18 protein-coding genes are annotated in these 19,972 nt (G+C 68.5%); 12 read left to right on the top strand and 6 right to left on the bottom strand.

Features of this window, described 5'->3' with window-relative positions:
- Positions 1-16: 16 nt before the first annotated feature.
- Entirely contained in the window at positions 17-1,726 is a 1,710-nt protein-coding gene (locus tag VAR608DRAFT_RS23320; RefSeq protein ID WP_088958934.1) for a bifunctional protein-serine/threonine kinase/phosphatase, read from the bottom strand.
- A 61-nt stretch (positions 1,727-1,787) separates the two neighbouring features.
- Here VAR608DRAFT_RS23320 and nirB point away from each other — a divergent pair, with 61 nt between their 5' ends.
- The 9 genes from nirB to VAR608DRAFT_RS23275 all read left to right on the top strand — a co-directional run bounded on the left by nirB (position 1,788) and on the right by VAR608DRAFT_RS23275 (position 11,883).
- Positions 1,788-4,253: a nitrite reductase large subunit NirB gene (nirB, locus tag VAR608DRAFT_RS23315; RefSeq protein WP_088956227.1), complete on the top strand. Its 2,466-nt coding sequence runs from the start codon at positions 1,788-1,790 to the stop codon at positions 4,251-4,253.
- A 31-nt stretch (positions 4,254-4,284) separates the two neighbouring features.
- Positions 4,285-4,665: a nitrite reductase small subunit NirD gene (gene nirD / locus VAR608DRAFT_RS23310; RefSeq protein WP_088956226.1), complete on the top strand. Its 381-nt coding sequence runs from the start codon at positions 4,285-4,287 to the stop codon at positions 4,663-4,665.
- A gap of 10 nt (positions 4,666-4,675) precedes the next feature.
- Positions 4,676-7,477: a nitrate reductase gene (locus VAR608DRAFT_RS23305; RefSeq protein WP_088956225.1), complete on the top strand. Its 2,802-nt coding sequence runs from the start codon at positions 4,676-4,678 to the stop codon at positions 7,475-7,477.
- A gap of 98 nt (positions 7,478-7,575) precedes the next feature.
- Positions 7,576-8,514 (top strand): DNA-binding protein YbiB, encoded by a 939-nt coding sequence (gene ybiB / locus VAR608DRAFT_RS23300; protein ID WP_088956224.1) that lies wholly within the window; start codon positions 7,576-7,578, stop codon positions 8,512-8,514.
- Complete coding sequence (gene cobA / locus VAR608DRAFT_RS23295) at positions 8,511-9,299, top strand: uroporphyrinogen-III C-methyltransferase (RefSeq protein ID WP_088956223.1); 789 nt, start codon at positions 8,511-8,513, stop codon at positions 9,297-9,299. Before ybiB ends, cobA begins: the two co-directional genes overlap by 4 nt.
- Complete coding sequence (locus VAR608DRAFT_RS23290; protein ID WP_088956222.1) at positions 9,299-10,549, top strand: NAD(P)/FAD-dependent oxidoreductase; 1,251 nt, start codon at positions 9,299-9,301, stop codon at positions 10,547-10,549. The genes cobA and VAR608DRAFT_RS23290 overlap by 1 nt, the downstream gene beginning before the upstream one ends.
- 97 nt (positions 10,550-10,646) lie before the next feature.
- A complete protein-coding gene (rpsU, locus tag VAR608DRAFT_RS23285) occupies positions 10,647-10,859 on the top strand; it encodes a 30S ribosomal protein S21 (protein WP_007833691.1) in 213 nt (70 codons plus the stop codon).
- A gap of 118 nt (positions 10,860-10,977) precedes the next feature.
- Positions 10,978-11,427 (top strand): GatB/YqeY domain-containing protein, encoded by a 450-nt coding sequence (locus VAR608DRAFT_RS23280; protein WP_088956221.1) that lies wholly within the window; start codon positions 10,978-10,980, stop codon positions 11,425-11,427.
- A gap of 3 nt (positions 11,428-11,430) precedes the next feature.
- Positions 11,431-11,883 (top strand): NUDIX domain-containing protein, encoded by a 453-nt coding sequence (locus VAR608DRAFT_RS23275; RefSeq protein ID WP_088956220.1) that lies wholly within the window; start codon positions 11,431-11,433, stop codon positions 11,881-11,883.
- Here VAR608DRAFT_RS23275 and pmbA read toward each other — a convergent pair.
- Positions 11,880-13,250: a metalloprotease PmbA gene (gene pmbA, locus VAR608DRAFT_RS23270; protein ID WP_088956219.1), complete on the bottom strand. Its 1,371-nt coding sequence runs from the start codon at positions 13,248-13,250 to the stop codon at positions 11,880-11,882. The genes VAR608DRAFT_RS23275 and pmbA overlap by 4 nt on opposite strands.
- 70 nt (positions 13,251-13,320) lie before the next feature.
- On the opposite strand from pmbA, the gene yjgA reads away from it, so the two are divergent.
- Both yjgA and mog read left to right on the top strand, forming a co-directional pair.
- Positions 13,321-13,977, top strand: a complete 657-nt coding sequence (gene yjgA / locus VAR608DRAFT_RS23265) for a ribosome biogenesis factor YjgA (RefSeq protein ID WP_088956218.1) — start codon at positions 13,321-13,323, stop codon at positions 13,975-13,977.
- Positions 13,974-14,570, top strand: coding sequence for a molybdopterin adenylyltransferase (gene mog / locus VAR608DRAFT_RS23260; RefSeq protein ID WP_088956217.1), 597 nt, complete (start codon positions 13,974-13,976; stop codon positions 14,568-14,570). The genes yjgA and mog overlap by 4 nt, the downstream gene beginning before the upstream one ends.
- 16 nt (positions 14,571-14,586) lie before the next feature.
- On the opposite strand, the gene VAR608DRAFT_RS23255 is transcribed toward mog, so the two are convergent.
- From VAR608DRAFT_RS23255 to VAR608DRAFT_RS23240, 4 genes are all read right to left on the bottom strand, one after another.
- On the bottom strand, positions 14,587-16,023 hold the full coding sequence (locus tag VAR608DRAFT_RS23255; protein WP_088956216.1) for an aldehyde dehydrogenase family protein: 1,437 nt from the start codon (positions 16,021-16,023) through the stop codon (positions 14,587-14,589).
- A 37-nt stretch (positions 16,024-16,060) separates the two neighbouring features.
- The gene (gene kdgD, locus VAR608DRAFT_RS23250) at positions 16,061-16,972 is read right to left on the bottom strand and encodes a 5-dehydro-4-deoxyglucarate dehydratase (protein ID WP_088956215.1); all 912 of its coding nucleotides are present in this window, start codon (positions 16,970-16,972) and stop codon (positions 16,061-16,063) included.
- 142 nt (positions 16,973-17,114) lie between these two features.
- Positions 17,115-18,089 carry a Bug family tripartite tricarboxylate transporter substrate binding protein gene (locus VAR608DRAFT_RS23245; RefSeq protein WP_088956214.1) on the bottom strand — a complete coding sequence of 325 codons (975 nt, stop codon included), beginning with the start codon at positions 18,087-18,089 and terminating at the stop codon, positions 17,115-17,117.
- Positions 18,090-18,201: 112 nt separating this feature from the next.
- Complete coding sequence (locus VAR608DRAFT_RS23240; RefSeq protein ID WP_088956213.1) at positions 18,202-19,032, bottom strand: FadR/GntR family transcriptional regulator; 831 nt, start codon at positions 19,030-19,032, stop codon at positions 18,202-18,204.
- 68 nt (positions 19,033-19,100) lie between these two features.
- Here VAR608DRAFT_RS23240 and VAR608DRAFT_RS23235 point away from each other — a divergent pair, with 68 nt between their 5' ends.
- Positions 19,101-19,916 (top strand): NAD-dependent epimerase/dehydratase family protein, encoded by an 816-nt coding sequence (locus VAR608DRAFT_RS23235; RefSeq protein WP_088956212.1) that lies wholly within the window; start codon positions 19,101-19,103, stop codon positions 19,914-19,916.
- The last annotated feature ends 56 nt before the right edge of the window (positions 19,917-19,972 follow it).

Here is a 19,972-nt window from a genome sequence, read left to right as displayed (position 1 = left end):
CACGGCGCACGCGGGCTCACTTCGGCAGGAACAGCAGCCAGAAGGCGAGCAGCGCGTTGAGCAGCACCGAGATGGCGAGCGCGATCTTGTAGAGCGCGGCCGGATCGCGGTGGATCAACGGCGTGGCGCTCGGCGCGCTGACCGGTCTCGCGGCGCCGCGCTCGAGCGCGAGCAGCATCTCCTCGGCCGTCTCGAAGCGCTGGCGCGGATCGCGCGCGACCGCCTTGCAGACCAGATGGTCGAGCCAGATCGGCACATCGGGGCGGATGCGCGACAGGGCGGCCGGATCGCGCCGGTAGCGCGCCGACTGGTAGGGCTCGATCTCGCCATAAGGCAGGCGCCCGGCGAGCCACTGGTAGAGCGTGACGCCGAGCGCGAACAGGTCGCTCGCCGCATCGGCGCCCTCACCTTCCCACTGCTCGGGATTGATGTAGCTCGGCGTACCGGCATGCAGCTCGCGCTGCGCCCGGCCTTCCCGCCCGGAAAGCGCCACGCCCAGGTCGAGGATGCGCCAGCGGCCGTCATCGCCGAGATGCAGGTTCCCGGGCTTGATGTCGCGGTGCACCACACCATGACGGTGCAGGCGGCCCAGCGCGCGGGCGACCTCGATCGCCGCGGCGACGACTTCGGCGACGGCGCCGCGCGGACGGGTCTTGCGGATCTGCTCCAGCGTTCGCCCGCCGTGCCAGTCGAAGACGGTGTAGAGCGCGCTCGCATCGGGCGCGCGCTCGTGCACCCGCACGAAACCGCTGTCGGCCCGCGTGCCGACGCGAAGCGCCAGCCAGGCTTCATGCGCGAGCATGGCGCGCTCCTGCGGATCGCTGGCACGGCTGGGATGCAGCGTCTTGAGCGCGACCAGCTCGCGCGTGGCCGGATGGCGCGCCTGGTAGAGCAGATGGACGCCGGTGTCGGCGACCACCGCGGTGACGACGTAGCCGTCGATGGTGTCGCCCACCTTCAGCACCGGCGGCGGAGCGAGCCGGCGCACGTCGCCGAGTTCGTCGTCGAGCTGGCGCGCGTCCAGCCCGGTGACGCGGATCACCAGCGCGGTCGCGTTGTCGCGCGTGCCGGCGGCGAGCGCAGCGCGCACCAGGGCGTCGCTGGCTTCGGCCGCACTCCCCTGCAGCGCGAGCGCGGCGAAATGCTGCGGCTTGAGCACGCCATGCACGCCGTCGGAACTCAGCACGAAGCAGTCGCCGACACGCACGTCGCCCTGCACGTAATCGACGCGCACCTGGTCGTCGAGGCCGATGGCGCGCGTCAGGCGACTGCGCAGGTCGGGATGGTCGAAGGCATGGTCCTGCGTCAGCGGCGCGGCGGGTTCGCCGTCCTGGCGCACGCGCCAGGCGCGGGTGTCGCCGACGTGTGCGAGCGTGTAGCTCTGCCCCTGCAGCACCAGTGCGGTGAGCGTGGTGAGCGCCGTACCGCCTCCCTGGCGACGGCGGTTGTGGTCGGCCAGCCAGGCGTTCTGCGCGCCGATCAGGCGGTCGAGCGCCGCGGTCGGCTCCCAGGTGTCGGGCGTTGCGAAGTAGTCGCCCAGAAGGCCCATCACCGTGGTCTGCGCGGCCTCCAGGCCCCGGCCGCCGGTCGACACGCCGTCCGCAATGGCGGCGATCAGCCCGCGCGCCTCCTCGCCCTTCGGCGCACGCACCGCGCCCGCGAAGTCCTCGTTGACGTCGCGCGGTCCGCGCTCGCTGCTGTAGCCGATGTCCACTTCGAAACTCATGGCGCGATTCTCCATGCGCGCCGCGGGCACCCGATTGCTTGATTCAGAAAGGTTGAGCCCCATGAAGAAGATGAAACTCGTGATGATCGGCAACGGCATGGCCGGCGTGCGCACGATCGAAGAGCTGCTCAAGATCGAGCCCGAGCTCTACGACATCACCGTGTTCGGCGCCGAGCCGCATCCCAACTACAACCGGATCCTGCTGTCGCCGGTGCTCGCGGGCGAGCAGACGATCGACGAGATCGTCCTCAACAGCTGGGAGTGGTACGCCGAGAACGACATCACCCTGCACGCCGGCAAGAAGGTGGTGGAGGTGGATCGCGTGAAGCGCATCGTGCGCGCCGAGGACGGCACCGAGGCCGCCTACGACCGCCTGCTGATGTGCACCGGCTCCAACCCCTTCATGCTGCCGGTGCCGGGCAAGGACCTCAAGGGCGTGATCGCCTACCGCGACATCGCCGACACCGACTACATGATCGAGACCGCGCGCACGCACAAGAACGCGGTGGTCATCGGCGGCGGCCTGCTGGGCCTCGAAGCGGCCAACGGGCTGATGCTGCGCGGCATGAACGTCACCGTGGTGCACGTCATGCCCTGGCTGATGGAGCGCCAGCTCGACGACGTCGCGGGCAAGATGCTCCAGAAGTCGCTGGAAGACCGAGGCCTCACGTTCCTGATCGGCGCGCAGACGCAGGAGCTGGTCGGCGGCGCAGACGGCCGCGTGAAGGCGATCCGCTTCAAGGACGGCACCGAGATCGCGGCCGATCTGGTGGTGATGGCGGTCGGCATCCGCCCCAACACCGAGCTGGCCGAGAAGATGCACCTGCACGTGAACCGCGGCATCGTCGTCACCGACACGATGCAGACCGTGACCGACCCACGCGTCTACTCGGTCGGCGAATGCGCCGCGCATCGCGGCATCGCCTACGGGCTGGTCGCGCCGCTGTTCGAGCAGGCCAAGGTGGCGGCGAACCACCTGGCGCATTTCGGAATCGGCCGCTACCAGGGCTCGCTCACCTCGACCAAGCTCAAGGTCACAGGCATCGACCTGTTCTCGGCCGGCGAGTTCATGGGCGGCGAAGGCACCGAGGAGATCGTGATGAGCGACCCCTTCGGCGGCGTCTACAAGAAGCTCGTGCTCAAGGACGACAAGCTGGTCGGCGCCTGCCTCTACGGCGACACGGTCGACGGCAGCTGGTATTTCAAGCTGCTGCGCGACGGCCGCAGCGTGCACGACATCCGCGACAAGCTGATGTTCGGCGAATCGAACATCGGCGACACCGGCCACGAAGGCCACAGCAAGGCGGCCTCGATGCCGGACGACGCCGAAGTCTGCGGCTGCAACGGCGTCAGCAAGGGCACCATCTGCAAGGCGATCAAGGAAAAGGGCCTGTTCACGCTCGAGGAGGTGAAGAAGCACACCAAGGCCAGCGCCTCGTGCGGCTCATGCACCGGCCTCGTCGAGCAGATCCTGATGTTCACCGCCGGCGGCGACTACTCCGCCGCGCCGAAGAAGAAGGCCCTGTGCGGCTGCACCGACGTGAGCCACCAGGACGTGCGCGACGCGATCCGCAAGGAGCACTACCTCACGCACGACGAGGTCTACCGCAACCTCGGCTGGCGCACGCCCAACGGCTGCTCGAGCTGCCGGCCCGCGGTCAACTACTACCTGATCTCGACCTGGCCCAAGGAGGCGAAGGACGATCCGCAGAGCCGCTTCATCAACGAGCGCAGCCACGCGAACATCCAGAAGGACGGCACCTATTCGGTGATCCCGCGCATGTGGGGCGGCCACACCACGCCCGACGAGCTGCGCCGCATCGCGGACGCGGTCGACAAGTACAAGATCCCGACCGTCAAGGTCACCGGCGGCCAGCGCATCGACCTGCTGGGCGTCAAGAAGGAAGACCTGGAGAACGTCTGGCGCGACATCGGCATGCCCTCGGGCTTTGCCTACGCCAAGTCGCTGCGCACGGTGAAGACCTGCGTGGGCAGCGAGTGGTGCCGCTTCGGCACGCAGGATTCGACGCAGATGGGCAAGGACCTCGAGCGCGCGCTGTGGGCGATGTACTCGCCGCACAAGGTCAAGCTCGCGGTGTCGGGCTGCCCGCGCAACTGCGCCGAGGCCGGCATCAAGGACGTGGGCGTGATCGGCGTCGACTCCGGCTGGGAGATCTACGTCGGCGGCAACGGCGGCATCAAGACCGAGGTCGCGCAGTTCCTCGTGAAGGCGAAGACGGCCGAGGAAGTCATGGAGTATGCCGGCGCCTTCCTGCAGCTCTACCGCGAGGAAGGCTGGTACCTGGAGCGCACGGTGCACTACATCGGCCGCGTCGGCCTCGACCATGTGAAGAAGAAGATCCTCGAGGACGCGCAAGGGCGCAAGGCGCTCTGGGAGCGGCTCCAGTTCGCGCTCGACGGCGAGCCCGATCCGTGGTTCGCGTCGGCCGAGGCTTCGGTCGACGTGCGCCAGTTCCAGCCGGTCGCGGCCGTCGCCGCGACGAACCCCGCCGCACAACCGGCCTGAAGCGGCTCGAAACGGCCCGAAAGGAAGCACGATGAGTGAATGGAAAGTGATCTGCCGCGTCGACGATATCCCGGTGCTCGGCGCGCGGCGCGTGAGCCGGCCGGTGGGCGTCGACGTCGCGGTGTTCCGCAATTCCGCGGACGAGGTCTTCGCGCTGCTCGACCGCTGCCCGCACAAGGGCGGACCGCTGAGCCAGGGGATCGTCTTCGGCACCAGCGTCGCCTGCCCGCTGCACAACTGGTCGATCGGCCTGGACGACGGCTGCGCGAAGGCGCCCGACGAAGGCTGCACGCCGCGCTTCGCGGTGAAGGTGGAGGACGGCGTGGTGCACCTGGATGCGCAAGAGCTCGAATCGCACGCGATCGATCTCCAAAAGCCGGTCGCCGGCCCGCAACGCACCATCGAAGTCTGAGGACCGCCCCATGAAGCAAACACGCTCGACCTGCCCATACTGTGGTGTGGGCTGTGGCGTGATCATCGAATCCGATGGCGCGCAGATCACCGGCGTGCGCGGCGATCCCGAGCACCCCGCCAACTTCGGCCGGTTGTGCACCAAGGGCTCGACGCTGCACCTGACGGCGAGCGCCGCGGTCACGATGCAGACGCGCCTTTTGCGGCCCATGCAGCGCGCCACGCGCGGCTCGATGCCGGAGCCGATCGGCTGGGATGGCGCGCTGGACCTGGCGGTGGAGAAGTTCGCGCAGGTCATCCACGACCACGGGCCGGATGCGGTCGGCTTCTATGTGTCCGGCCAGTTGCTGACCGAGGACTACTACGTCTTCAACAAGCTCGCCAAGGGCCTCGTCGGCACCAACAACATCGACACCAACTCGCGCCTGTGCATGAGCAGCGCGGTGGCCGGCTACAAGAAGACGCTGGGCGCCGATGCGCCGCCCGCCTGCTACGACGACCTGAAGCACGCACAGTGCCTCTTCATCACGGGCAGCAACACCGCGTGGGCGCATCCGATCCTCTTTCGTCGCATCGAGGACGCCAAGGCGGCCAATCCGGCGATGAAGATCATCGTCGCCGATCCGCGCCGCACCGACACGGTGGAGATCGCCGACCTGTTCCTGCCGATCCAGCCGGGCACCGACGTGATGCTGTTCAACGGCATGCTGCACCTGATGCTGTGGGAAGGCTGGACCGATGCGCGCTACATCGCCGAGCACACGAATGGCTTCGATGCGCTCAAGGCCACGGTGCGCGACTGCACGCCGGACCGCGTCGCGCAGGTGTGCGGGATCTCGAAGGAGGACCTGCTCGAAGCGGCGCGCCTGTTCGCGACTTCTCCCGCGACGCTGAGCCTCTATTGCCAGGGCCTCAACCAGTCGTCGTCGGGCACGCTCAAGAACGCGGCGCTGATCAACCTGCACCTCGCGACCGCGCAGATCGGCAAGCCCGGCGCCGGGCCCTTCTCGCTGACCGGCCAGCCGAATGCGATGGGCGGCCGCGAAGTCGGCGGCCTCGCGAACCTGCTGTCGGCGCATCGCGATCTCGCGAATCCGCAGCATCGCGCCGAAGTCGCTGCCTTCTGGGGCGTGGCCGACGTGCCCGGGAAGCCCGGCAAGACCGCGGTCGAGATGTTCCAGGCCGCCGCCGACGGCGAGATCCGTGCACTGTGGATCGCCTGCACCAACCCGGCGCAGTCGATGCCCGACCAGGCCACCGTGCGCCGCGCGCTCGAACGCTGCGAGTTCGTGGTGGTGCAGGAGGCCTTCTCGACCACCGCGACCTGCGCCTTCGCCGACCTGCTGCTGCCCGCCACCACCTGGGGCGAGAAGGACGGGACCGTCACCAACAGCGAGCGGCGCATCTCGCGCGTGCGGCCCGCCGTCTGCGCGCCCGGCGAAGCGCGCAACGACTGGGTGATCGGCGCGGACTTCGCGCGGCGGCTGGAAGAGCGCCTCGGCCGCACGCAGACGCTGTTTCCGTACGACTCGCCGGAATCGGTCTGGAACGAGCACCGCGAAACCACCGAGGGCCGTGACCTCGACATCACCGGCATGAGCTACGCGATGCTCGAAGCCGGGCCGCAGCAATGGCCGCTGCGCCGCGGCGAGACCGAGGGCCGCGCGCGGCTCTACGAAGACGGCATCTTCCCGACGCCGGACGGCCGCGCGCGCTTCGTCGACACGCCGTACAAGCCGGTGGCCGAGGCACGCGAAGCGCGCTATCCGTTCTCGCTCAACACCGGGCGGCTGCGCGACCAGTGGCACGGCATGAGCCGCACCGGCACGCTCGGCCGCCTGTTCGGCCACGCGGCGGAGCCCACGCTGCAGATGCATCCTCAGGACATGGCACGCCGCCAGATCGCCGAGGGCGATCTGGTGCACGTCACCTCGCGGCGCGGCTCGATCGTGGTGCCGGCCGCCGGCAGCACCGAGGTCGGACTGAGCCAGGCGTTCATCGCGATGCACTGGGGCGGCGAGTACCTGAGCGGCTCGTCGAGCACCGGCACGCCGCTCGCGGGCGTCAATGCGCTGACCACATCGAGCTACTGCCCCGATTCGAAGCAGCCGGAGCTCAAGCACGCCGCGGTGAAGATCCTCAAGGCCGAGCTGCCGTGGTCGCTGCTCGCCGCCGCATGGCTGCCGCAGGCCAGCGCGCTGGAGGTCGCGGCCCTGCTGCGCGAGCTGATGCGGTCCTTTCCCTTCGCGAGCTGCGTGCCCTTCGGCAGCGGCGCGGCGCTCGGAGGCGACGGCCAGGAACGCACCGGCGTCCTGTTCCGCGCGGCCGCCTACGAAGCGCCGCCGGATGCGCTGCTCGCGCAGATCGAGAAGCTGCTGGCGCTCGGCGGGCCCGACACCCTGCGCTATGCCGACGTCCGGCGCGGCCAGCGCCGCACGGTCCGACTGGTGCGCAGCGGCACCGATGCCTACCTCGAAGGCTTCCTGCTCGGCGGCGACACGCGCGCCGAAGCGTGGATCAAGGCCCTGCTGCAGGACCGCCTGCCGGCCCAGTCCTATGGCCGCCAGCTCCTGCGGCCCGGCGCGGCGGCGCCCGGCAACGTGGCTTCCAAGGGCAAGATCATCTGCAGCTGCTTCGGCGTGACCGAGACGGCGATCGCCGGGCAGCTCGCTGCAGCGGGCGGATCGGACGAAGAACGGCTCGCCGCGCTCCAGGGTTCGCTCAAGTGCGGCACCAACTGCGGCTCCTGCGTGCCCGAGCTCAAGCGCATGGTGCGCGCCGGCGCGCCGCCGGCCGTCGCGGTGGTGTCATGAACGGCCATGCTGCCCTCGCGGGCACAGACCTTCCTGCGGGGCGGGGCATAAGGACGCCCGCTTTGCGGCATAAGCCTTGCGGGACAATCCCCACACCCATGGGAATCAGCCACTACATCAAGGAAATCGGCCGCGGCGCACGCGGCGCCAAGCCGCTCGACCGCGAGCAGGCGTGCGATCTGTTCGGCCAGGTGCTGGACGGCACCGTGACCGATCTCGAGATCGGCGCCTTCTGCCTCGCGATGCGCATCAAGGGCGAGACGCCGGAGGAGCTTGCGGGCTTTCTCGACGCGACGCATGCGCGGCTGAACCGCTTTCCCGCCACCGATCGGCCCCTGGTCGTTCTGCCGAGCTACAACGGCGCGCGCCGCCTGCCGGTGCTGACACCGCTGCTCGCGCTGCTGCTGGCGCGCGAAGGGCTGCCGGTGCTGGTGCACGGCGCGGCGACCGAATCGGCGCGCGTGCTGGCGTCCAACGTGCTCGCCAGGCTCGGCGTGCCCGCGCTCACGGCCATCCGCGCGATCGCCGGTGGCGAAGTCGTGTTCGCACCGACCGAGCTGCTCTCGCCCGGGCTCAAGCGCCTGCTCGACGTGCGGCGCGTGGTCGGCCTGCGCAACCCCGGCCACAGCGTGGTCAAGCTGATGCAGCCGACGGCGGGCGAATGCGTGGTGGTCGGCAGCTACACCCATCCCGAATACGCCCGGTCGATGGCCGCGACCTTCGAGCTGATGGGCATGACCGCCCTGCTCTCGCGCGGTCTCGAGGGCGAGAGCGCGGCCGATCCGCGCCGTACCGCCCAGATCGACGGCTTCGTGCACGGGCGGCACGTCGCGCTGCAGGAGCAGCAGCCCGGCACGCAAAGCGAAGTGCCCGGCCTGCCGAAAGAGATCGACATCGACACCACGGTGGACTACACGCGGCGCGTGTTGTCCGGCGAAACGCCCATGCCAGACGCCATCGCGCTGCAGGTGGCGCAGATCGTCCAGCTCGCGCAGCGGGCGCTAGAGACACAGCCGCAAGAGACGGAGACCCAATGAAGACATCCCCCACCCAAGGCAGTTGCACCCTGGTCGGCGCCGGCCCCGGCGATCCGGAGCTGCTCACGATCAAGGCCGTCCGGGCGATCCAGGCGGCGACGGTGCTGCTGGTCGACGACCTGGTCAACCACGAGATCCTGGCCTACGCACGGCCCGACGCGCGCATCGTCCACGTGGGCAAGCGCGGCGGCTGCCGCAGCACGCCGCAGGCCTTCATCGAGCGGCTCATGATCACCGCGGTGCAGGAAGGCGAAACCGTGGTCCGCCTGAAGGGCGGCGATCCCTTCATCTTCGGCCGCGGCGGCGAAGAGGTCGAGCATCTGCGCGCAGCCGGCATCGAATGCGCGGTGGTCAACGGCATCACCGCGGGTCTCGCGGCAGTGACCGCGCTCGGCGTGCCGCTGACGCACCGCGACCACGCGCAGGGCGTGGTGTTCGTCACCGGCCATGCCAAGACCGGCCACTCGGCCGCCGAGAACCCGACCGACTGGCGCCAGCTCGCCGCCACCGCGCGCGATGCGCGGCTGACGCTGGTGATCTACATGGGCGTCTCGGGCGTCGCGCACATCCAGAACGAACTGCTCCACGGGCTGCCCGGCGACACGCCGGTGGCGGTGATCCAGCATGCGAGCCTGCCGCACCAGCGGCACATCACGAGCACGCTGTCGTGCCTGCGCACCGACCTCGCGGCCGCCGGCCTCGGCAGTCCGTCGGTGATCGTCGTCGGTGACGTGCTGCAGGGCCTGGCAGCAGCGGGGGTGTCGGTCACCCGTTTCGGCACCTGATGGCGGACGGTTCGAGGTCGTTCGACGCCATCGTCATCGGCGCCGGAGCCGCGGGGCTGTTCTGTGCCGCGCAGGCCGGGCAGCGCGGGGTCAAGGTCCTACTGCTCGATCACAGCGAGCGCATCGCCGAGAAGATCCGGATCTCCGGCGGCGGGCGCGCGAACTTCACCAACCGCGACCTGGACGTGCGCGCGCCGCAACGGCACTTCATCGGCGACAACCCGCATTTCTGCCGCTCGGCGCTGGCGCGCTATGCGCCGCAGCAGTTCATCGACATGGTGCAGCGGCACGGCATCGCCTACCACGAGAAGCACAAGGGGCAGCTCTTCTGCGACGGCTCTTCGCAGCAGATCATCGACATGCTGCTGGCCGAATGCCGCGCGGGGGGCGTCGAGCACTGGCAGCCTTGCGCCGCGGGGGCGATCGGCTGGTCCGACGGCGGCGGCTACCGGGTCGAAACCGCCCGCGGCACGGTGTGCGCGCCCCAACTGGTCATCGCAACCGGCGGTCTTTCGATCCCGCAGATCGGCGCGAGCGATTTCGGCTACCGGATGGCCGAGCAGTTCGGGCTGCGCGTGGTGACGCCGCGCCCGGCATTGGTGCCGCTGACCTTCGGCGGCGAAGCCTGGGAGCCCTATGCCGGACTGGCCGGGCTTTCGCTGCCGGTGCAGATCGAGACCGGCAGCAAGAAGGAGCGCATGCACTTCCTCGAGGACCTGCTCTTCACGCACCGCGGGCTTTCCGGCCCGGCGGTGCTGCAGATTTCGAGCTACTGGCGGCCCGGCGCGCCGCTCACCATCGATTTCGCCCCGGGCACCGACGTCGCCGAAGCGCTCGGCGAGGCCAAGCGCCAGTCGCGCAAGCGCATCGCCAACGAGCTCGCCGCCTTGGTGCCGTCGCGGCTCGCCGACGCCTGGGTCGGACAGGATGCGGCCCTGCAGCGGCCGATCAACGAAGCCGCCGACCGGGCGCTGGCGGCCCTGGCGGAGCGCATCGCGCGCTGGCAGATCACGCCCAGCGGCACCGAGGGCTACAAGAAGGCCGAGGTCACCGCCGGCGGCGTCGATACGCGCGACCTGTCCTCGCAGACCATGGAATCGAAGCAGCCGGGCCTCTATTTCATCGGCGAGGTGGTCGACGTCACCGGCTGGCTCGGGGGTTACAACTTCCAGTGGGCCTGGGCGAGCGCATATGCCTGCGCAGACGCGCTGGCGCTCAAGAGCAAAGCTCGCGCTATAATGCCGGGCTAACTTTGGCCTTCCCTCAACGGCCGCACCCATTTTTCAGTTGAGGAACCCCGGCTTGGGTGCCGATCTTGCCCGAGCCAAATTCAACCGATTCAACTCAATGACCACCATCCGCGTAAAAGAAAACGAGCCCTTCGACGTCGCGCTGCGCCGCTTCAAGCGCACCATCGAAAAGCTCGGCCTGCTGACCGACCTGCGTGCCCGCGAGTTCTACGAAAAGCCGACCGCCGAGCGCAAGCGCAAGAAGGCCGCCGCCGTCAAGCGTCACTACAAGCGCGTGCGCAGCATGCAGCTCCCCAAGAAGCTGTACTGATCGCCCGCCGCGCTGGCCCGGTGCCAGCGCCCGGTTCAGCTTCAGCTCCTTCCCCGAGCCGCGCCAGGACTGCCTGCCGCGGCTTTTTGTTTTCCGCCAGACAGACAGAAAGCCCGCCATGAGCCTCAAGGACCAGATCACCGAAGACATGAAGACCGCGATGCGCGCCAAGGACTCCGAGCGCCTGGGCACCATCCGCCTGCTGCTCGCCGCCATGAAGCAGAAGGAGGTCGACGAGCGCATCGAACTCGATGACGCCGCCATCGTCGGCGTGCTCGACAAGCTGGTGAAGCAGCGCAAGGACTCGGTCGCCGCCTTCACCCAAGGTGGCCGCATGGACCTCGCCGACAAGGAAGCCGCCGAGATCAAGGTGCTCGAGGTCTACCTGCCGCAGCGCATGAGCGCCGAAGAAGTCGCGGTCGAGGTGAACGCCATCGTGGCCGAACTCGGCGCCAAGGGCCCCGGCGACATGGGCAAGGTCATGGGCGTCGTCAAGACGCGCCTCGCCGGCAAGGCCGACATGGGCCAGGTCAGCGCCGCCGTCAAGGCGGCCCTGTCGGGCGCCTGAAGCATGACGCAGCGCCCGGTCCTCAAGGCCTGCGCCTGCCTGGTGGACGAGCGGGGGCGTCTGCTGGTCTTCCACCACCCCGAGGACCGGAGCATGCAGCTTCCCAAGGGCACGATCGAGCCCGGCGAAGCCCCGGAAGACGCGGTGCGCCGCGAACTGCTGGAGGAATCCGGCATCGACTACAGCGGCGAGCTGCTGCCCCTGGGCACCATCGATCGCTACTGCGAAGCCGGCGTGGAAGGCAACAAGCACCGGCATCCGCAGCTCTGGCACCTGTTCCTGATGCGCGCGCAGGCGGTGCTGCCGGAGACCTTCGACCACGTGGCGATAGGCAGCCCGGAGGAAGACGGCCTCGTCTTCAGCTTCAGCTGGCTCACGGCCGAGGCGCCGCTCGAAAACTTCGCCGCGCCCTACGTCCGGGTCATCAACAGGGTCCGCGAAACGCTCAGAGGCTAGGCCCCCGCGACCTTCATGCGGTTGACCAGCAGCGAGCCGGTCGTCTTGGCACCGTAGTTGTAGGCGTCGGCGCCGACCGCCTCGATGCCGAGCAGCATGTCCTTGAGGTTGCCGGCGATGGTGATCTCCTGCACCGGATAGGCGATCTTCCCGTTCTCGACCCAGAAGCCGCTCGCACCGCGCGAGTAGTCGCCGGTCACGTAGTTCACGCCCTGCCCCATCAGCTCGATCACGAAGAGGCCGGTGCCGAGCTTGGCCAGCATCGCGTCGAGGTCGTCGCCCGCCTGCGTGAGCCGCGAGGTCAAGGTGAGGTTGTGCGAGCCGCCCGCGTTGCCGGTGGTCTTCATGCCGAGCTTGCGCGCCGAGTAGGTGCTGAGGAAGTAGCCTTCGAGCCGCCCGCCGTCGACCAGCTTGCGCCGCCGGGTGAGCACGCCTTCGTCGTCGAAGGGCGAGCTGCCCTTGCCGCGGCGTACGTGCGGATCCTCCAGCACGTCGATGTGCGACGGCAGCACCTCCTTGCCGAGCGAATCGAGCAGGAAGGTGCTCCGGCGATAGAGCGCCCCGCCGCTGGTCGCCTGCACCAGCCCGCCCAGCAGGCCGGCCGCCAGCGGCGATTCGAACAGCACCGGGCATTCCGTCGTCTTGATCTTGCGTGCCTTCAGCCGACTCAGCGCGCGCTCGGCCGCATAGCGCCCGACGGCCTGCGGGCTCGCGAGCTCGTCGGCGGAACGCATGGAGCTGTACCACGCATCGCGCTGCATGTCGTCGCCCTTGCCGGCAATCGGCGCCACCGAGATCGAATGACGCGAACTCGCATAGCCGCCGCGGAAGCCGCGCGTGTGGGCGCTGAAGAAGTGACTCTGCTGTGCCGAAACACCGGCGCCCTCGCTGTTGGTGATGCGCTTGTCCGTCGTCAGCGCGGCGGCTTCGCATTCGAGCGCGAGCGCGGCAGCCTGTTCGCTGGTGATGTCCCAGGGGTGGAAGAGGTCGAGGTCCTGGTGCTCCTTCGCGATGTCTTCCTCGTCGGGCAAACCGCTGACCGGGTCCTCGGCCGTGAAGCGCGCGATGTCGTAGGCCGCCTGCACGGTCTGTGCGACCGCCGCCTCCGAAAAGTCGGAGGTGCTGGCATTGCCGCGCCGATGGCCGAGATACACCGTCACGCCCAGCGACTTGTCGCGGTTGCGCTCGACGTTCTCGAGCTCGCCCTTGCGCACCGACACGCTCAGGCCGCAGCCTTCGGACGCCTCGGCGCCGACGTCGGTGGCACCGAGCTTCTTGGCATGGGCCAAGGCCGAGTCGACCAGGTTTTCGAAGAAGGAACGGCTGTAGGCGAAGCCGGATTCGGCGCGCGAGGGTGTTGTGCTCATGTGGTTGGCTATGATACTTGCCCCCTTCGCGGCGCACACGACGCACCTGGAGGGGCCTACGATTGTCCCTATGTCCCGCAAACCCAAAAAAGGCTACTTCGTCCGCGGCCACTTCGTCGCCGAAGGCAGCGAACTCGACCTCGAGCTCAAGCGTGAACTCAAGGGCACCGACGCGGCAAGCAAGACCGATCTCAAGCGCGAGAGCGCCGAACTCCAGGCGCTCGGCGAAGCCCTGCTGACGCTGCGCGCCAGCCTCTTCGATCAACTCGACCTCGGCGACAAGCTCAGGGATGCGATCGCCGAGGCGCGGCGCATCACCAATTTCGAAGGCAAGCGCCGGCAGCTGCAGTTCGTCGGCAAGCTGATGCGCGGGCTGGATGAGTCGGCCATCGATGCGGTGCGTGCCGCGCTGGCCGAACAGAACCGCGGACCGGCCCAGGAAGCCGCCGCGCTGCACGAGGCCGAACGCTGGCGCGACCGCCTCATCGCCGACGACGACGCGCTCGGCGGCTGGATCGAAACGCACCCCGGCACCGACGCCCAGCAGCTGCGCGCGCTGGTGCGCCAGGCGCGCAAGGACATGAAGTCCGGCCCGCCGGGCGTTGCGCCGCGCCAGGGCAAGGCCTATCGCGACGTGTTCCAGCTCGTGCGCGAGGAGTTGCGCGTGCATGGCACCGACGATCACGCGGCCGAGGCGGCCGAGCAATCCCGCGAGGAAGATGCATGACAGACCTGAGCTTCGATCCGGTCCGCATCGGCATCGTCTCCATCAGCGACCGCGCATCCAGCGGCGTTTATGAAGACAAGGGCCTGCCCGCCCTGCAGGAGTGGCTGCAGCGCGCACTGCGCAATCCGATCACCTTCGCGTCGCGCCTGATTCCGGACGAGCAGCAAGGCATCAGCGCCGCGCTGATCGAACTGGTCGACGCCGGCTGCTCGCTGGTGCTGACCACCGGCGGCACCGGGCCGGCGCTGCGCGACGTGACGCCGGAGGCGACGCTGGCCGTGGCGCACAAGGAAATGCCGGGCTTCGGCGAGCAGATGCGGCAGATCAGCCTGCGCTTCGTCCCGACCGCGATCCTGTCGCGGCAGGTGGCGGTGATCCGCCACAAGAGCCTGATCATCAACCTGCCGGGCCAACCCAAGTCGATCGCCGAGACGCTCGAAGGGCTGAAGAACCCGGACGGCACGCAGGTCGTGCCGGGCATCTTCGCCGCCGTGCCCTACTGCATCGACCTGATCGGCGGGCCCTACCTCGAGACCGACGAATCGGTCTGCAAGGCGTTCCGGCCCAAATCGGCGATCCGCGCGCCGAAATAGGCGGGCTCAGAGCCCATCAAGCCAGCGTGTAGGCAGTCTTCACGATGGTGAAGAACTCCTGCGCATAGCGGCCCTGCTCGCGCGGCCCGTAGCTCGACCCCTTGCGGCCGCCGAAGGGCACGTGGTAGTCCACGCCGGCCGTGGGCAGGTTCACCATCACCATGCCGGCCTGGCTGTGGCGCTTGAAGTGCGTCGCGTACTTCAGGCTCGTGGTCGCGATGCCGGCCGAGAGGCCGAACTCGGTGTCGTTCGCCGTCGCCAGCGCTTCCTCGTAGTTCTTGACCTTGATGACGCTGGCCACCGGGCCGAAGATCTCTTCCTTGTTGATGCGCATGGCGGCCACCGATTCGCTGAACAGCGCCGGCGACATGTAGAAGCCGTCGGTATCGAGCTTGAGCCGCTCGCCGCCCGCGGCCAGGGTCGCGCCTTCCTTCTTGCCGATCTCGACGTATTCCAGGTCCTGCTGCAGCTGGCTGCCGCTGGAGACCGGGCCGATGTCGGTGCCCTGCGCGAGCGCATCGCCGACCTTGATCCTGGCCATGCGCGCCTTCATCGCCTCGATGAACTTCGGGTAGATGCCTTCGGTCACGATCAGCCGGCTCGATGCGGTGCAGCGCTGGCCGGTCGAGTAGAAGGCGCTTTGCACGCTGAGCTCCACGGCCTGGTTCAGGTCCGCGTCGTCGAGCACCACCTGCGGGTTCTTGCCGCCCATCTCGAGCTGCACCTTCTTGCCAAGGGTCGCGCACTGCACCGCGATGTCGCGGCCCACGCCGACCGAGCCGGTGAAGCTGATCGCATGGATGCCCGGGTGCTTGACCAGCGCATTGCCGATCACGCTGCCGCGGCCCATCACGAGATTGAAGACGCCGGCCGGAATGCCCGAGCGGCTGATGATCTCGGCCAGCGCCCAGGCGCAGCCCGGCACGAGGTCGGCGGGCTTGAGCACCACGCAGTTGCCGAAGGCGAGCGCGGGTGCCACCTTCCAGGCGGGGATCGCAATGGGGAAGTTCCACGGCGTGATCAGGCCCACGACGCCGACCGGCTCGCGCGTGATCTCGATGCCGATGCCGGGGCGCACCGACGGAATCACCTCGCCCGAAAGGCGCAGGCATTCGCCGGCGAAGAACTTGAAGATCTGGCCGGCGCGCGTGGCCTCGCCGATGCCTTCGGCGCGCGTCTTGCCCTCTTCGCGCGCGAGCAGCGTGCCGAGCTCTTCCTTGCGCGCGAGGATCTCGTTGCCGATCTTGTCCAGCGCTTCCGAGCGCGCCTGCACGCTGCCGGTAGACCAGGCCGGGAACGCAGCCGTCGCGGCCGCCACCGCGGCATCGACCTGGCCGGCATCGCCCTGGGCGTACTCGCCCAGCACGTCCGCGAGCTTGCTCGGATTGGTGTTCGCGCTGTAGCTGGCGCCGGCGGTCCATTCGCCGTTGATGAGGTTGTCGAATTTCTGCATGGCGGTATCCTTGGGGAATCGGTATCGGTCCGCGAGCTTACTGCGGACCGAGCTTCGCGATCAGCGTCTCGAGCGCCTGGTACTCGTCGGCCTTGAGGTCGGTCAGCGGCGTGCGCACCGGACCTGCGTCGTGGCCGACGATCTTGGCGCCGGCCTTGACGATGCTCACGGCATAGCCCTGGCCCTGGTTGCGGATCGCGAGGTAGGGCATGAAGAAGTCCTTGAGCAGGCGATGCTGCGTCGCGGTGTCGTCGCTGGCCACCGCGCGGTAGAACGCCATCGCGGTCTTCGGAATGAAGTTGAAGACGGCCGATGAATAAACCGGCGTGCCCAGCGCCTTGTAGGCCGCGGCGTAGACCTCCGCCGTCGGCAGGCCGCCCAGGTAGGCGAAGCGGTCGCCCATCTTCAGGTAGATGGAGCTCATCAGCTCGATGTCGCCGATGCCGTCCTTGAAGCCCACGAGGTTCGGGCAGCGCTCGGCCAGCCTGGCGAGCGTCGCCGGGTAGAGCTTGCTCTGGCCGCGGTTGTAGACGATGACGCCGAACTTCACGCTCTTGCAGACGGCCTCGACGTGCGCGGCGAGGCCTTCCTGGCCGGCTTCGGTGAGGTAGTGCGGCAGCAGCAGGATGCCGTGCGCGCCGGCCTTCTCGGCCGCTTGCGCGCACTGGATCGCGAAGCGCGTCGGGCCACCGGCGCCCGCGATGATCGGCACCTTGCCGCGGCAGGTCTCGACCGCGGTCTTGATGATCCCGGGGTACTCGTCGCCGGTCAGCGAGAAGAACTCGCCGGTGCCGCCGGCCGCGAACAGCGCGCTCGCGCCATAAGGCGCCAGCCATTCGAGGCGCTCGATGTAGCCCTTCCTGTTGAAGTCGCCGTTGGCGTCGAAGTCGGTCAGCGGGAACGACAGCAGGCCGGAGCCCATGATGGACTTGAGTTCTTGTGGATTCATGGTGTAGGAGTGGTAAGTAAAGGGTCAGAGGAAAATCGCTGCAATCAGCCCAGGAATCCCGCGGAACCGGCTTTGCCGGGCCGCTGGGATTGCCCCCCGGAGAGGGGGTGTCAGAGCCACACGAAGTGGGCGAGGCTGGGGGTCAGTCAAGTTTTATCTGCGCGGCGGAAACGACCTTCGCCCAGCGTGCGCGTTCCTTGTCGAAGAACTGGTCCTGCTCGGGCGGCGTCATCGTCACGACCTCGGCGCCCTGCCCGGCGAGGCGCGAACGCACCTCGGCCGATCGGATGATCGCGATCAGTTCCTTGTTCAGGCGCTGCACCAGCGCATCGGGCGTAGCGCGCGGCACCAGAACGCCTTGCCAGGTGCCGGATTCGAAGCCGGGCACGCCCTGCTCCGCGATGGTCGGCACCTCGCCGATCAGCGGCATGCGCGTCGGCTTGGAAACGCCGAGCACCTTGAGCTTGCCGCTCTGCACGTGGGGCCAGGTCGCGAGCATGCCGTTCATCAGCACCTGGGTCTGGCCGGCGACGGTGTCCTGCACCGCCTGCACGCCGCCCTTGTAGGGCACGTACTGCCAGCGCGCGCCGCTTGCGCGCTCCAGCGCAACGCCGGCGAGATGCGGCGCGCTGCCGGTGGCGGTCACGGCGAAATTCAGGTCGGCCTTCTTCGACAGCGCGACCAGTTCCTTGAGATTGCCGGCCGGCACCGAGGGATGCACCACCAGCAGGTGCGGCGAATAGGCCAGCATCGTCACGCCGCGCAGGTCCTTCGACGGATCGAAGGACAGCTTCGTGTAGACCGAGGGGCTGATCGCCAGCGCGCCGACGTCGCACAAGAGCAAGGTGTAGCCGTCGGCCGGCGCCTTCGCGACGTAGTCGGCGCCGAGGTTGCCGTTGGCGCCGGCCTTGTTCTCGACGATGACCGACTGCTTGAGCGCTTCCGACAACTGCGCGCTGATCAACCGCGCGATGATGTCCGACGACCCGCCGGGCGGATACGGCACCACGATGCGAATCGGCTTGCCGGGCCAGGCATCGGCGGCGCGGGCTGCGCCCGTGGCCATCAGGCCTGCGCCGAGCGCGCCGAACATCAGGTCGCGGCGGTTCAGGGTCATGCGTTTGTCTCCGGATGCGATGGAATGGGGATGACGATCGGCTCAAGGCCCAACGTTATCAGTCATCGTACAACCAGTTTGGCACGATGTCCAGCGCTTCAGGCCATTGGCTTCAGGCCGCGGGTGCGGGACCTGGCGCAGCGGCCGGATCGGCTTGCGGCGCCCCCTCGGCGGCGCTGCGCGCAGCCTCCTGCGCGATGCGCAGGCGTTCGCGGCTGTTCGTCAGGTGGATGCGCATCGCTGCGCGCGCGGAGTCCGGATCGCGCCGCGCGATCGCCGCGTAGATCTCCTCGTGTTCGCGGTTCACGCGCATCAGGTATTCACCGCGCCGGTCGTAGTTGCGGATGGCGGTGATGCGCGTGCGCGGAATGATCGTGGTGCCGAGGTGGCTCATGATGTCCGCGAAATAGGGATTGCCCGTGGCCTGCGCGATCTCCAGGTGGAAGCGGAAGTCGGGCGCGACCGTGTCCCCCGCCACCGCCACGTTGCGCTCGAAGTCGTCGAGCGCTTCGCGCATCGCCGTGAGCTGCTCCTCGGACCGCCGCATGGCAGCGAGCCCCGCGGATTCGGTTTCGAGGCTGATGCGCAGTTCGAGCACCGCCAGCACGTCGACCGAGGTCGCGAGTTCCGAAGCATCGAGCCGGAACATCCCGGCGGCCTTGGGCTGCAGCACGAAGGTGCCGATGCCGTGATGCGTTTCGACCAGGCCTGCGGCCTGCAGCTTGGACAGCGCCTCGCGCACCACCGTGCGGCTGACGCCATAGGCCTGCATGATGGCCGACTCGGTCGGCAGCTTGTCGCCAGGACGCAATTGCTGGCTGCGGATCTTCTCGCTCAGGTCGTCGACCAGCCCATGCGCCAGGCCCCGGCCTCGTCGACGCGCAGGGGCGCCGAAAGCGGGTTGATCTGCGGTTGAGGTTGACCCCGTTGACAGGTTCGACATGGCGTGATGATAATCCCCGCGCTGTTGTACGACAACCGATAACCTACGACAAGAGATCCGGAATTTCCATGAGCGAGACAACCTCCCCACGTGTTTCCCGCCTGCTGCTCACCGGCGCCGCGGGCGGCCTCGGCAAGGTGCTGCGCGAGCGCCTTCGCCCCTGCGCCGACGTCCTGCGTCTTTCGGACATCGCTGCGCTCGCCCCCGCGCGAGGCCCCCATGAAGAAGTCGTGCCCTGCGACCTCGCCGACAAGAAGGCGGTCGATGCGCTCGTGGCCGGCTGCGATGCCATCGTGCACCTGGGCGGCGTTTCGGTCGAGCGCCCATTCGAGGAAATCCTCGAAGGCAACATCAAGGGCGTGTTCCATATCTACGAAGCCGCGCGCCGCCATGGCGTCAAGCGCGTGGTGTTCGCCAGCTCCAACCACGTGATCGGCTTCTACAAGCAGACCGAGCCCCTCGACGCGCACGCGCTGCGCCGGCCCGACGGCTACTACGGCCTGTCGAAGTCCTTCGGCGAGGACGTGGCGCAGTTCTATTTCGACCGCTGGGGCATCGAGACGGTGAGCATCCGCATCGGCTCCTCGTTCCCCGAGCCGGCCAACCGCCGGATGATGAGCACCTGGCTCAGCTACCGCGACCTCACAGCGCTCGTCGAGAAGTCGCTCTTCACGCCGGACGTGCGCCACACGGTCGTCTACGGCATGTCCGCCAACAAGAACGTGTGGTGGGACAACAGCGCGGCCGCGCACCTGGGCTATGTCCCGCAGGACAGCTCGGAAGTCTTCCGCGCCAAGGTCGAGGCCCAGCCGCCGGTCGCCCCCACCGATCCGAACGCCGTCTACCAGGGCGGCGGCTTCACCGCGCAAGGGCCCTTCGAATAAGCCACCGATTCCCCCTCCTCAGCTCACTTTTTTTCCAGACCCCCATTCCAACAAAG

It is taken from the genome of Variovorax sp. HW608, assembly GCF_900090195.1.
Taxonomy (GTDB): Bacteria; Pseudomonadota; Gammaproteobacteria; order Burkholderiales; family Burkholderiaceae_C; genus Variovorax.
This window is presented reverse-complemented; position numbering and strand designations above follow the sequence as displayed.